Source organism: Kitasatospora sp. NPDC101183, assembly GCF_044767945.1.
Lineage (GTDB): Bacteria > Actinomycetota > Actinomycetes > Streptomycetales > Streptomycetaceae > Kitasatospora.
In genome coordinates this window covers 1-13,441 of the sequence record NZ_JBIWOW010000009.1, presented here as the reverse complement: position 1 = coordinate 13,441, position 13,441 = coordinate 1, and the positions used below count along the sequence as shown (strand labels likewise).

The 13,441-nt window shown below is 71.9% G+C and carries 12 protein-coding genes; all 12 read left to right on the top strand.

What is annotated here, in order from left to right:
• Nucleotides 1–49: 49 nt before the first annotated feature.
• The 12 genes from ACIRRS_RS14235 (at nt 50) to ACIRRS_RS14180 (ending at nt 13,219) form a co-directional block, all read left to right on the top strand.
• Nucleotides 50–976 (top strand): Rossmann-like and DUF2520 domain-containing protein, encoded by a 927-nt coding sequence (locus ACIRRS_RS14235; RefSeq protein ID WP_402969735.1) that lies wholly within the window; start codon nt 50–52, stop codon nt 974–976.
• The gene (gene panC / locus ACIRRS_RS14230) at nt 976–1,881 is read left to right on the top strand and encodes a pantoate--beta-alanine ligase (protein ID WP_402969732.1); all 906 of its coding nucleotides are present in this window, start codon (nt 976–978) and stop codon (nt 1,879–1,881) included. The genes ACIRRS_RS14235 and panC overlap by 1 nt, the downstream gene beginning before the upstream one ends.
• 46 nt (nt 1,882–1,927) lie before the next feature.
• Complete coding sequence (gene panD, locus ACIRRS_RS14225) at nt 1,928–2,377, top strand: aspartate 1-decarboxylase (RefSeq protein WP_402969730.1); 450 nt, start codon at nt 1,928–1,930, stop codon at nt 2,375–2,377.
• A gap of 15 nt (nt 2,378–2,392) precedes the next feature.
• Nucleotides 2,393–4,066 (top strand): L-aspartate oxidase, encoded by a 1,674-nt coding sequence (locus tag ACIRRS_RS14220; protein ID WP_402969727.1) that lies wholly within the window; start codon nt 2,393–2,395, stop codon nt 4,064–4,066.
• A 4-nt stretch (nt 4,067–4,070) separates the two neighbouring features.
• A complete protein-coding gene (gene nadC / locus ACIRRS_RS14215; protein ID WP_402969724.1) occupies nt 4,071–5,045 on the top strand; it encodes a carboxylating nicotinate-nucleotide diphosphorylase in 975 nt (324 codons plus the stop codon).
• A 49-nt stretch (nt 5,046–5,094) separates the two neighbouring features.
• Nucleotides 5,095–5,880: a type III pantothenate kinase gene (locus ACIRRS_RS14210; RefSeq protein ID WP_402969721.1), complete on the top strand. Its 786-nt coding sequence runs from the start codon at nt 5,095–5,097 to the stop codon at nt 5,878–5,880.
• Between the two features lie 83 nt (nt 5,881–5,963).
• A complete protein-coding gene (locus ACIRRS_RS14205) occupies nt 5,964–6,716 on the top strand; it encodes a hypothetical protein (protein WP_402969719.1) in 753 nt (250 codons plus the stop codon).
• 104 nt (nt 6,717–6,820) lie between these two features.
• Nucleotides 6,821–8,377 carry a bifunctional lysylphosphatidylglycerol synthetase/lysine--tRNA ligase LysX gene (gene lysX, locus ACIRRS_RS14200; RefSeq protein WP_402969714.1) on the top strand — a complete coding sequence of 519 codons (1,557 nt, stop codon included), beginning with the start codon at nt 6,821–6,823 and terminating at the stop codon, nt 8,375–8,377.
• Between the two features lie 252 nt (nt 8,378–8,629).
• Nucleotides 8,630–9,067 carry a BlaI/MecI/CopY family transcriptional regulator gene (locus tag ACIRRS_RS14195; protein ID WP_402969711.1) on the top strand — a complete coding sequence of 146 codons (438 nt, stop codon included), beginning with the start codon at nt 8,630–8,632 and terminating at the stop codon, nt 9,065–9,067.
• Between the two features lie 10 nt (nt 9,068–9,077).
• A complete protein-coding gene (locus ACIRRS_RS14190; protein WP_402969708.1) occupies nt 9,078–9,614 on the top strand; it encodes an amino-acid N-acetyltransferase in 537 nt (178 codons plus the stop codon).
• 91 nt (nt 9,615–9,705) lie between these two features.
• Nucleotides 9,706–10,059: an Lsr2 family protein gene (locus tag ACIRRS_RS14185; protein WP_402969705.1), complete on the top strand. Its 354-nt coding sequence runs from the start codon at nt 9,706–9,708 to the stop codon at nt 10,057–10,059.
• Nucleotides 10,060–10,699: 640 nt separating this feature from the next.
• A complete protein-coding gene (locus tag ACIRRS_RS14180; protein WP_402969702.1) occupies nt 10,700–13,219 on the top strand; it encodes an ATP-dependent Clp protease ATP-binding subunit in 2,520 nt (839 codons plus the stop codon).
• Nucleotides 13,220–13,441: the final 222 nt, after the last annotated feature.

Below are 13,441 nucleotides of genomic sequence, written 5' to 3'. Positions count from 1 at the left end.
ACGTCCGGTACCCGCAGGTGGACCGGAACGGATATTCAGGGACGAAACGTTGGGTTCCTCCGAATTCTCCTCGCTCGACGATCCGAGCGACCCCGGCAGCCGGCCGGCCCGCCTCGCGGTGGGTGTGGTCGGCACCGGCCGGGTGGGCCCCGCGCTGGGCGCCGCGCTGCAGCTGGCCGGGCACACCGTGGTCGCCGCCTCCGGGGTGTCCGCCGCCTCCCGGCGCCGCGCCGACGCGCTGCTGCCGGGCGTGCGGATCGTCACCCCGCCGCAGGTCATGGCCGCCGCCGACCTCGTGCTGCTGACCGTCCCCGACGACGCCCTGGCCGACCTGGTCGCCGGGCTCGCCGCCACCGGCGCCGTACGGCCCGGCCAGCTGCTGGTGCACACCTCCGGCGCGCACGGCGTCGCCGTCCTGGAGCCCGCCACCCGGGCCGGGGCGCTGCCGCTGGCCCTGCACCCGGCGATGACCTTCACCGGCACCTCCGTGGACCTCGCCCGGCTGGCCGGCTGCCCGTTCGGCGTGACCGCCCCCGAGGAGCTGCGGCCGGTCGCCGAGGCGCTCGTCGTGGAGATGGGCGGCGAGCCGGAGTGGGTGCCCGAGGACGTCCGCCCGCTCTACCACACGGCCCTCGCGCACGGCGCGAACCACCTGGTCACCCTGGTCGCGCAGGCCATGGACCTGCTGCGCACCGCCGGGATCGCCGAGCCGGGCCGGATGCTCGGCCCGCTGCTCGGCGCCGCCCTGGACAACAGCCTGCGCTCCGGCGACGCGGCCCTCACCGGGCCGGTCGCGCGGGGCGACGCGGGCACCGTACGGCGCCACCTGGCGCAGCTCAGTACGGTGTCCCCCGACATCCCGGCCGCGTACCGGGCGATGGCCCGCGCCACCGCCCAGCGCGCGCTCGCGGGCGGAACGATCGACGAGACGTCGGCGGCGGCGCTGCTGGACGTACTGAACGAGGAGACGCGCTGATGGCACGCGGCAAGCAGCCGAACAAGGCCCACCGGGCGCCGAAGGTCCACCGGGCCGTCGTCACCCGCACCGTGGACGACTTCGAGGCCGCGTTCTGGCCGGACGAGCGGCCCGTGGACAACGCCGTCGTGATGACCATGGGCGCGCTGCACGAGGGCCACGCCGCGCTGGTCCGCGCCGCCCGCAAGCAGGTCGGCCCGGAGGGCCGGGTCGCGGTGACGGTCTTCGTCAACCCGCTGCAGTTCGGCGCCGGCGAGGACCTGGAGCGCTACCCGCGCACCCTCGACGAGGACGTGAAGCTCGCCGAGGACAACGGCGCCGACGTGGTCTTCGCCCCGTCCGTCGACGAGGTCTACCCCAACGGCGAGCCGCAGGTGCGCATGACCGCCGGCCCGATGGGCGAGCGCTTCGAGGGCGCCACCCGCCCCGGCCACTTCGACGGGGTGCTCACCGTCGTCGCCAAGCTGCTGCACATCACGGACCCGGACTACGCCTTCTTCGGCGAGAAGGACGCCCAGCAGCTGGCGATCATCCAGCGGATGGTGGCCGACCTGGACTTCGACGTGGAGATCGTCGGCGTGCCGACCGTCCGCGAGGAGGACGGCCTGGCCCGCTCCTCGCGCAACCGCTACCTCTCCGAGGAGGAGCGCGCCCGCGCGCTCGCCCTCTCCAAGGCCCTGTTCGCCGGCCGGGACGCCGCCGCGCAGGGCCCGAAGGCCGTGCGCGAGGCCGCCACGGCCGTCCTCGAGGACGCCGAAGGCGTCGAGCTCGACTACCTCGCCCTGATCGACCCGCACGCCTTCACCGAGGCGGCGGACGACTTCCAGGGCGAGGCGGTGCTGGCGCTGGCCGCGAAGGTGGGCTCGACCCGCCTGATCGACAACGTCCGCATCATCGTTCGCTAGCTCAAACACCCCCTCAGGCATGCACTCACAGGAGGCGTGACCCGCAATGCTCCGCACCATGCTCAAGTCCAAGATCCACCGGGCCACCGTGACCCAGGCCGACCTGCACTACGTCGGCTCCGTCACGGTGGACGAGGACCTGCTCGACGCCGCCGACCTGCTCCCCGGCGAGCTGGTCCACATCGTCGACATCAACAACGGCGCCCGGCTGGAGACGTACACCATCGCCGGCCCGCGCGGCACCGGCGTGATCGGCATCAACGGCGCCGCCGCCCGCCTGGTCCACCCCGGCGACCTCGTCATACTCATCGCCTACGGGCAGATGGACACGGCCGAGGCCAAGGGCTACGAGCCGAAGGTCGTCTTCGTGGACGGGGACAACCGCATCACGGGCTTCGGCGGCGACCCCGCCGAGGCCCCGGAGGGCAGCGGACTGCTGCGCGGGGACGCGGCGTACCGTGGCGAGGAAGGCGCGGCCACCTCGGCCACGCGCTGAAGGAGCAGCTGAGCCATGTCCGTTACGCACCGCCTGACCGCCCCGGCCCCGGGCTGGACCGCTGCCACCGACGTGGTCGTGGTCGGCTCCGGCATCGCCGGCCTCACCGTCGCCCTCAACGTCCGCAAGGCCGGCCTGCGGGCCATGGTGGTCACCAAGGCGGTCCTGGACGAGGGTTCCACCCGCTGGGCCCAGGGCGGCATAGCCGCCGCCCTGGGCGAGGGCGACACCCCCGAGCAGCACCTGGACGACACCCTGGTCGCCGGGGCCGGGATCTGTGACGAGGAGGCCGTGCGCACCCTCGTCACCGAGGGCCCCGACGCCGTCCGCCGGCTGATCGCGGTCGGTGCGGCCTTCGACCGCGGCGCGGACGGCGAGATCCTCCTCACCCGCGAGGGCGGCCACCACCGCCACCGGATCGTGCACGCGGGCGGGGACGCGACCGGCGCCGAGGTGTCCCGCGCCCTGGTCGCCGCCGTCCGCGAGGACCCGGACCTCGAACTGATCGAGCACGCCCTCGTCCTGGACCTGCTGACCGACGCCGAGGGCCACACCGCCGGGCTGACCCTGCACGTGATGGGCGAGGGCCAGCGCGACGGCGTCGGCGCCGTCCGGGCCCGCGCGGTGGTGCTCGCCACCGGCGGCCTGGGCCAGGTCTTCTCCGCCACCACCAACCCGGCCGTCTCCACCGGCGACGGCGTAGCCCTGGCCCTGCGGGCCGGCGCCGCCGCCGCCGACCTGGAGTTCGTCCAGTTCCACCCGACCGTGCTCTGGCTCGGCCCGGACGCCGCCGGCCAGCAGCCGCTGGTCTCCGAGGCCGTGCGCGGCGAGGGCGCCCACCTGGTGGACGCGGACGGCGTGCGCTTCATGGTCGGGCAGCACGAGCTGGCCGAACTCGCCCCGCGCGACATCGTCGCCAAGGCGATCACCCGGCGCATGCAGGAGAAGGGCGCCGACCACATGTACCTGGACGGGCGGCACTTCGGGGCCGAGATGTGGGAGCAGCGCTTCCCGACCATCCTCGCCACCTGCCGCTCGCACGGCGTCGACCCGGTCACCGAGCCGATCCCGATCGCCCCGGCCTCGCACCACGCCGCCGGCGGCGTCCGCACCGACCGGCACGGCCGCACCTCCGTCCCCGGCCTGTACGCCTGCGGCGAGGTCGCCTGCACCGGCGTGCACGGCGCCAACCGGCTGGCCTCCAACTCCCTGCTGGAGGGCCTGGTCTTCGCCGAGCGGATCGCCGCCGACCTGGCCGAGCGCCACGCGGCGGGCGACCTGCCCGAGCGCACCGTGGACACGGCCGCCGCGGAGGCCGCCCGCGCCGTGCCGCTGCCGGCCTCCGAGGCGCGCGCCGAGATCCAGCGGCTGATGTCGCACGGCGCGGGCGTCCTGCGCTCGGCCGCCTCGCTGGCCGAGGCCTCGGCCGGGCTGGCCCTGCTCGCCGAGCAGGCCCGCACCCACGTGGCCGAGGAGAAGCCGGCCGACCCCCGGGTGGAGACCTGGGAGGCCGCCAACCTGCTGCTGGTCGCCACCGCCCTAGTCGCGGCCGCAGAGCAGCGCGAGGAGACCCGCGGCGGCCACTGGCGCGAGGACTTCCCCGAGCGCGACGACGCCCACTGGCGGCGCCACCTGATCACCACCCTCGCCCCCTCGGGCGACCTTGTCAGCACCCCTGAGGAGCAGTAGAACCATGACCCACTCCCACGAGGAACTCCCCCTGGCCGACGCGGACCAGGGCGGCTGCGGCGACGGCTGCGCCTGCGGGGACGGCGAGGGCTACGAGACCGGCCTGGACCCGCAGCTCGCCGAGCTGCTGGAGGAGGCCGGGCTGGACCCGATCGAGGTCGAGGACGTCGCCACCCTGGCCCTGGCCGAGGACCTGGCAGGCGGCGAGGACGTCACCTCGGTGGCCACCGTGCCCGCCGACGCCGTCGCCGTCGCCGACTTCACCGCCCGCGCGGCGGGCACCGTGGCCGGCCTGCGGATCGCCGAGGCCGTCGTCTCGCTGGTCTGCGAGGAGGAGTTCGAGGTCGAGCGCCACGTCGCGGACGGCGACCGGGTGGAGGCCGGCCAGGTGCTGCTCTCGATCCGCTCCCGCACCCGCGACCTGCTGACGGCCGAGCGCAGCGCCCTCAACCTGCTCTGCCACCTGTCGGGCATCGCCACCGCCACCGCCGCCTGGGCGGACGCCCTGGAGGGCACCGGCGCGGTCGTGCGCGACACCCGCAAGACCACCCCGGGCCTGCGCGCCCTGCAGAAGTTCGCGGTCCGCTGCGGCGGCGGCGTCAACCACCGGATGGCGCTCTCGGACGCCGCGCTGGTGAAGGACAACCACGTGATCGCCGCCGGCGGCGTGGCCGAGGCCTTCCGGGCCGTCCGCGCGGCCTACCCCGATCTGGAGGTCGAGGTCGAGGTCGACACCCTGGAGCAGATCCCGCCGGTGCTGGAGGCCGGTGCGGACCTCATCCTGCTGGACAACTTCACCGTCGAGCAGCTCAAGGAGGCCGTCGCGCTGGTGGCCGGCCGGGCCAAGCTGGAGGCCTCCGGCGGACTGACCCTGGCCACCGCCCGCGAGGTCGCCCAGACTGGTGTCGACTTCCTGGCCGTGGGCGCGCTCACCCACTCCTCCCCGATCCTCGACATCGGCCTGGACCTGCGCGCCTGACCGTCCGCCCGGACGCCGCAGGCCTGCCCCGACTCGCAGAAAGCGCCCCATGCTCCTCACCATCGACGTCGGCAACACCCAGACCACACTCGGCCTGTTCGACGGCGAGGACGTGGTGGAACACTGGCGGATCTCCACCGATCCGCGCCGCACGGCCGATGAACTGGCCGTGCTGATGCAGGGGTTGATGGGCAACCACACCGCCGTGCACGAGGCGGTGGTCGAGGGCCTGGCGATCTGCTCGTCCGTCCCCGCCGTGCTCCACGAGCTCCGCGAGGTGACCCGCCGCTACTACGGCGACGTCCCCGCGGTGATCGTGGAGCCCGGCGTGAAGACCGGGGTGCACGTCCTGATGGACAACCCCAAGGAGGTCGGCGCCGACCGGATCGTCAACGCCCTGGCCGCCAACCACCTGTACGGCGGCCCGTGCATCGTCGTGGACTTCGGCACGGCGACCACCTTCGACGCCGTCAACGCCCGCGGCGACTACGTCGGCGGCGCGATCGCCCCCGGCATCGAGATCTCCGTGGACGCCCTGGGCGCGCGCGGCGCCCAGTTGCGCAAGATCGAACTGGCCCGCCCGCGCAACGTGATCGGCAAGAACACCGTCGAGGGCATGCAGTCCGGCATCCTGTACGGCTTCGCCGGGCAGGTCGACGGTCTGGTGGAGCGGATGGCCAAGGAGCTGTCCAAGGACCCGGACGACGTCCAGGTGATCGCCACCGGCGGCCTCGCCACCCTCGTCCTCGGCGAGGCGACCAGCATCGACGTGCACGAGCCCTGGCTGACCCTGATCGGCCTGCGCCTGGTCTTCGAGCGCAACCGCCCGACCTGACCGGCCTTCCCGTGCGGGCCGATCGTGCGGTGTTCGGCGCGACGCTACCGACAAATCGGATATTCCTCACGTAGTGTCAACCCATGCCTACGCCACACGGATCGCGCGGCGGCATGGCCTTCAGCGCCGACGAAGTCCGCGTGCTGCGCCGCGCCCTCGCCCAAGCCCTGCACCCCGCCGTCCCCGTCCACCTCCAGGGCCCCGACCGGACGGCCTTCGCCGGGCCCGGCGCCGAACTGTGGGCCGAGGACGTCCAGGACGCGCTGTACCTGACCGAGGCGATCGACGAGGCCGTCCAGGAGGGCGGCCGCCTGCGCGCCTTCCTGCTCGCCGACCTCGGCCGCTACCGCTCCGCCCTGCCGGGCAGCGCCCCCGGGTACCTGGAGCGGCTGGAGGAGGCCGTCTCGGACGGCTACCTGCCCGGCCCGGAGGACCTCACCGCCCTGCGCGGGCTCAGCCGCCAGCCCTGCGGGCAGCACGAGCGGTCCCGCCGCTCCCGCCTCGCCGGGCGCTGCCACGCGCTGGCCGAGGCGGCCGTGCGCGAGCGGCTCGCCCTCACCGCGGGGCAGCCGCGCCACCTGGTGGCCGTACCGAACCCCGCCGCACGCCCGAGCAGTCTCCCCATCCCTGTTGGAGGACGGATCACCATGAGCAGCAGCGACCCCCGCGACCCCCGCCCGTCGCAGCCCGCCGCCACCCCGCCGGCCCCGCCCCGCCCCCACCGGATGCCCACCCCCGCCGAACTCTTCGGCCGCCGCCCCAAGCCCCCCACCGCCCCCCAGCCCCCCGCCGGCTCCACCCCCGAGGACATCGAACTCGCCACCGGCACCGGCTGACCCGCCCCGCCCCCGCCCCTGAGGGGGCCGCCCCGGACGGGGGCGGCCCCCTCAGGGGTTTATCCGGTCGCGGAGCACGGTGTGGGGCTGGCTACCCTTGTGGGGTGAGCGATCAGAGCCTTGTTCCCGCGACCGACGACCTTCCCGAGCAGATGCGCGTCCGGCGCGAGAAGCTCGACCGGCTCCGGGCGGCCGGTGTCGACCCGTACCCGGTCGGTTTCCCCCGCACCAGCACCATCGCGGACCTGCGTGCCAAGCACCCGGACCTCGAGCCCGACACCGCCACCGGCGAGCGGGTCGGCATCGCCGGCCGCGTGGTCCTGTCCCGTACGGGCGGCAAGCTCTGCTTCGCCACCCTGCGCGACGGCAGCGGCGACCTCCAGGTGATGTTCTCCCTGGACAAGCTGGGCGAGGAGCGGCTGGCGGCCTGGAAGTCCGACATCGACCTGGGCGACCAGGTGGGCGTCGAGGGCGAGGTGATCACCTCCCGCCGCGGCGAGCTGTCGGTGATGGTGGACCGCTGGGAGCTCACCGCCAAGTGCCTGCGCCCGCTGCCGGACAAGCACAAGGGCCTGACCGACCCGGAGGCCCGGGTCCGCCAGCGCTACGTCGACCTGATCGTGAACCCCGAGGCGCGCGAGATCCTGCAGCTGCGCAGCAAGGTCGTCCGCTCGATCCGCCGCACCTACGAGGACCGCGGCTACATCGAGGTCGAGACCCCGATGCTGCAGCCGGTGCACGGCGGCGCCAACGCCCGCCCGTTCGTCACGCACATCAACGCGTACGACATCGACCTCTACCTGCGCATCGCCCCCGAGCTGTACCTCAAGCGGCTCGTGGTCGGCGGCGCGGAGAAGGTCTTCGAGATCAACCGCAACTTCCGCAACGAGGGCGCGGACTCCACGCACAACCCGGAGTTCACCTCGCTGGAGTCGTACGAGGCGTACGGCGACTACGACACCCAGGCCGAGCTGATCCGCGCGACGATCGTCAACGCGGCCCGGGACGCCCTGGGCACCACGGTGATCACGGGCGTGGACGCGCACGGCGTGGAGCACGAGATCGACCTGGCCGAGCCGTGGGAGGAGGTCTCCGTCTACCCGGGCATCTCCGCCCGCCTGGGCGCCGAGGTCACCCCGGACACCACGGTCGAGGAGCTGCGCAAGCTGGCCGCCGCCCACGGCATCCCCTTCGAGAAGGAGTGGGGCCACGGGCAGATCGTGCTGGAGATGGTCGAGCGCCTGCTGGAGGAGAACGCCGTCCGGCCGACCTTCATCAAGGACTACCCGACCGAGGTCTCCCCGCTGACCCGCCAGCACCGCTCGCAGCCGGGCGTGGCCGAGAAGTGGGACCTGGTCATCTTCGGCACCGAGATCGGCACCGCCTACTCGGAGCTGGTCGACCCGGTCGAGCAGCGCGCCCGCCTCACGGCGCAGTCGCTGCTGGCGGCCGGCGGCGACGTCGAGGCGATGCAGGTGGACGAGGACTTCCTGCGCGCCCTGGAGTACGCGATGCCCCCGACCGGTGGCCTCGGCCTCGGCGTGGACCGCCTGATCATGCTGCTGACCGGCAAGAACATCCGGGAGACGGTGCTCTTCCCGCTGGTGAAGCCGGAGCCGAAGGCTTCCGCCGCGTCGGCGGAGAAGACCGAGGAGGAGTGACCTGATGGACTACGTCAGCGCGATCGTGCCGCCGCTGGTCATGGCGATCGGCTTCGGGTTCCTGGTGCGGGCGATCATCCGCAGCCAGGGCGGTGCCCAGAAGGCCAAGGAAGACCTGGACTGATCCGCCCGGCGTCCGTCGGCCGCCCCGCAGGACCCCTCGCGCCGCCATTCCCGATTAGGGGGTGGCGGCGCGCCGGTTTGGCGCACTTCACAAGATTTGCCCCATTCACTCCCTATCCTGGCGGCACTATGGTCCGGCAACTCGGCGAACTTGAGAACGCCATCATGACCCGGGTGTGGCGGTGGAACCGACCGGTGACGGTTCGCGAGGTTCTCCTGGATCTGCAGTCGGAACGCGAAATCGCGTACACGACGGTGATGACCGTCCTGGACAAGCTCCACAGAAAGGGCTGGCTCCGCCGCGAGCGGGCCGGCCGGGCCTATCGATATGAACCGGTCTCGTCGAGAGAGGCCTACACGGCGGCCCTGATGAACGACGCCTGGGCCACCAGTGACAATCCGGCGGCGGCCCTGGTGCACTTCTTCGGCCTGATGTCCCCGGAGCAGCGCGAGGCCCTGCGGGACGCCTTGCGGGTGGCCGCCCTGTTCCCCTCCGATCCGCCCCCGGCGGATTCCCCGCGGCCCGAACCGGATACCGGGGAGACCGCGCCCGGCGCGACGCGATAACGTCCCCGCCATGGAGGTCACCATCCGCCGTGCGCGGACCACCGACGTACGGGCCGTGCGCAGCCTCATCGACACCTATGCGCGCGACGGCATTCTGCTGGACAAGCCCACTGTCACACTGTTCGAATCCGTTCAGGAGTTCTGGGTCGCGGAACGGGACGACGACGGAACCGTCGTGGCCTGTGGAGCACTCCATGTGATGTGGGAGGACCTCGCCGAGGTCCGGACGCTCGCGGTCGATCCGTCCTGCCGGGGAACGGGAGTCGGCCACCTGTTGCTGGAGAAGCTGTTGCAGACGGCGCGCTGGCTCGGCGTCCGTCGGATTTTCTGCTTGACGTTCGAGGTGTCCTTCTTCGCGAAACACGGTTTCGTCGAGATCGGCGAGCTTCACGAAGCGGAAGAGACCGCCGCGGACCCGGCGGCGATCGCCACGGACGTCTATGAAGAACTTCTCCGCTCGTACGATGAAGGTGTCGCCGAGTTCCTTGACCTGGAGCGGGTGAAGCCCAACACGTTGGGCAACTCGCGCATGCTGCTGCACCTCTGAGCGGCTCCGCGCCGGTCAAGGGTTTGTGTTTTCCGGAGAAAGGCGCTTTCCTTTCCTCAGGCAATGCGTCGTTTAGCGGAAAGGGAAGCCCGTGGCACAGAGGGTGCAGGTCATTCTTGAAGACGATCTCGACGGCGGCTCGGCGGACGAGACGGTCACGTTCGCGCTCGACGGCGTTGCCTACGAGATCGATCTGAAGAGCGCCAACGCGGACAAGCTCCGCGGCCTGCTGGCGCCGTACGTGGAGAAGGGCCGCAAGCAGAGCGGCCGGCTCGCCGGCGCCCGCCGCCCGGGCCGCAGCGCCGCGCAGCGCCCGGCAGCCGGCAGCGCCCCGGACACCGCCAAGGTGCGGGCGTGGGCGAAGGAGCAGGGCCTGGAGGTCAACGACCGCGGCCGCGTGCCGAGCACCGTGCGCGAGGCCTACGACAAGGCCAACGCGTCCTGACCCCGGCGCCGACGGCGGACCGGAGCGGGTGCGGGGCTCCGGAGGCCGCGGACGGCGACGATGACACACGCGCGGGGCGCGGAGGAACCTCCTCCGCGCCCCGCGGCGCACGCCCCGGGGCCGGCGCCGAGGGGCGTCGGGGGCACGGGTTCGGACGGCGGAACAATCACGGCCTGTGCAACGCTGTAGGGGCGAAGCGGTAACGCGGACACCCCCGGGACGGCGTACGGACCGTTCCGGAGAGGCTGAACGGCCGCCGCCGCGGCCGGACTTCTCGCCAGGCGAACACCGCCACCGCGGAAACTGCGCGAGAACCGTCCCGATACCGGGTATGAATGCAGGTGGACGGGTTCCAGGAGCCCGTCCAGGGGCAGTATGGGCGACCGGCCGCAGCCGGTCCGGCTCCGCCCCGGCGGCTCTTGTTCGCCGATGGCGTAGCGGATTCCGGTGCATCCGGCCCACCTGTGGGAACACCGATTCCCAGCATCAGGTTGGGATTGGTGTCGGCTGGTCGCGCAGCATCTCGCTCCTCTACCGGGGAGTGAATCCGTGGGCCGCGCCGCTGAGCGGGACTAGCATGCGGAAGGACAGGGCGGGGACGGACCCCGAACTGCCCGACCGCTCTGAGGAGCGATAAACGATGTTCGAGAGGTTCACCGACCGCGCGCGGCGGGTTGTCGTCCTGGCTCAGGAAGAAGCCCGGATGCTCAACCACAACTACATCGGCACCGAGCACATCCTCCTGGGTCTGATCCACGAGGGCGAGGGCGTCGCCGCCAAGGCCCTGGAGAGCCTCGGGATTTCTCTTGAGGCCGTTCGCCAGCAGGTCGAGGAGATCATCGGCCAGGGGCAGCAGGCCCCGTCCGGCCACATCCCCTTCACCCCCCGGGCGAAGAAGGTCCTGGAGCTGTCGCTCCGGGAGGCCCTGCAGCTCGGCCACAACTACATCGGCACCGAGCACATCCTGCTCGGCCTGATCCGCGAGGGCGAGGGCGTCGCCGCCCAGGTCTTGGTGAAGCTGGGCGCCGACCTCAACCGGGTGCGCCAGCAGGTCATCCAGCTGCTCTCCGGTTACCAGACGAGCGGCGGCAAGGAGTCGGCCACGGCCGGCGGGCCCGCCGAGGGCACCCCGTCGACCTCCCTGGTCCTGGACCAGTTCGGCCGCAACCTCACCCAGGCCGCCCGCGAGGCCAAGCTCGACCCGGTCATCGGGCGCGAGAAGGAGATCGAGCGGGTCATGCAGGTGCTGTCCCGCCGCACCAAGAACAACCCGGTCCTGATCGGTGAGCCCGGCGTCGGCAAGACGGCCGTCGTCGAGGGCCTGGCCCAGGCGATCGTCAAGGGCGAGGTCCCGGAGACGCTCAAGGACAAGCAGCTCTACACGCTGGACCTGGGCGCCCTGGTGGCCGGCTCGCGCTACCGCGGTGACTTCGAGGAGCGCCTGAAGAAGGTCCTCAAGGAGATCCGCACCCGCGGCGACATCATCCTGTTCATCGACGAGCTGCACACCCTGGTCGGCGCGGGCGCCGCCGAGGGCGCCATCGACGCCGCCAGCATCCTCAAGCCGATGCTGGCCCGCGGCGAGCTGCAGACCATCGGTGCCACCACGCTGGACGAGTACCGCAAGCACCTGGAGAAGGACGCCGCGCTGGAGCGCCGCTTCCAGCCGATCCAGGTCGCGGAGCCCTCGCTGCCGCACACCATCGAGATCCTCAAGGGCCTGCGCGACCGCTACGAGGCCCACCACCGGGTCTCCATCACGGACGCCGCCCTGGTCGCCGCCGCGACCCTGGCCGATCGCTACATCTCGGACCGCTTCCTGCCGGACAAGGCCATCGACCTGATCGACGAGGCCGGCTCCCGGATGCGCATCCGCCGGATGACCGCGCCGCCGGACCTGCGCGAGTTCGACGAGAAGATCGCCGACGTCCGCCGCGAGAAGGAGAGCGCGATCGACGCGCAGGACTTCGAGAAGGCCGCGTCCCTGCGCGACGACGAGAAGCAGCTCCTTCAGGCCAAGGCCAAGCGCGAGAAGGAGTGGAAGGCCGGCGACATGGACGTCGTCGCGGAGGTCAACGAGGAGCTCATCGCCGAGGTCCTGGCCACCGCCACCGGCATCCCGGTCTTCAAGCTGACCGAGGAGGAGACCTCCCGTCTCCTGCGCATGGAGGACGAGCTGCACAAGCGCGTCATCGGCCAGAAGGACGCCATCAAGGCGCTCTCCCAGGCCATCCGGCGCACCCGTGCGGGCCTCAAGGACCCGAAGCGCCCCGGCGGTTCGTTCATCTTCGCCGGCCCGTCCGGCGTCGGTAAGACCGAACTCTCCAAGACGCTCGCGGAGTTCCTCTTCGGCGACGAGGACGCGCTGATCGCGCTCGACATGTCCGAGTTCTCCGAGAAGCACACCGTCTCGCGGCTGTTCGGCTCCCCGCCCGGGTACGTGGGCTACGAGGAGGGCGGCCAGCTGACCGAGAAGGTCCGCCGCAAGCCGTTCTCCGTCGTCCTCTTCGACGAGGTCGAGAAGGCCCACCCGGACATCTTCAACTCGCTGCTGCAGATCCTGGAGGACGGTCGACTGACCGACTCCCAGGGCCGCGTGGTCGACTTCAAGAACACCGTCATCATCATGACGACCAACCTCGGCACCCGGGACATCTCCAAGGGCTTCAACCTGGGCTTCGCGGCCACGGGTGACTCCCAGTCCGGGTACGAGCGGATGAAGGCGAAGGTCGGCGAGGAGCTCAAGCAGCACTTCCGCCCCGAGTTCCTGAACCGCGTCGACGACATCGTGGTGTTCCACCAGCTGTCCGAGGAAGACATCATCAAGATCGTCGACCTGATGATCGACAAGGTGGACGAGCGGCTCAAGGACAAGGACATGGGCCTGGAGCTCAGCGTCGAGGCCAAGAAGCTGCTGGCCAAGCGCGGTTACGACCCGCTCCTGGGTGCCCGTCCGCTGCGCCGCACCATCCAGCGCGAGATCGAGGACCACCTCTCCGAGAAGATCCTCTTCGGCGAGCTGCGGGCCGGCCACATCGTCGTCGTGGACGTCGAGGGCGAGGGCAAGGAAGCCAAGTTCACCTTCCGCGGCGAGGAGAAGTCGGCCGTCGCGGACACCCCCGCCGAGGTCGCCTCGTCCGGTCCGGACCTGACGAAGTAAGCAACATTTAACAGTCAACTTCACAGCCACCGAGCCCCCGGCCTGAACGCCGGGGGCTCGGTGTTTTCCGCTCACGGCCGAGGGGCCGTCCCGCGCGGGCGGCCGGGCCGCCCCCCCCCCCGCGGGGGGGGGGGGGTGCCTTTTATCAGTCTTCTTTTTAGTGTATACGGTTGTCACGGGGTGAGATTTTGGGCAGTTGGGGGGGATAGCGCCGGGGCCCAG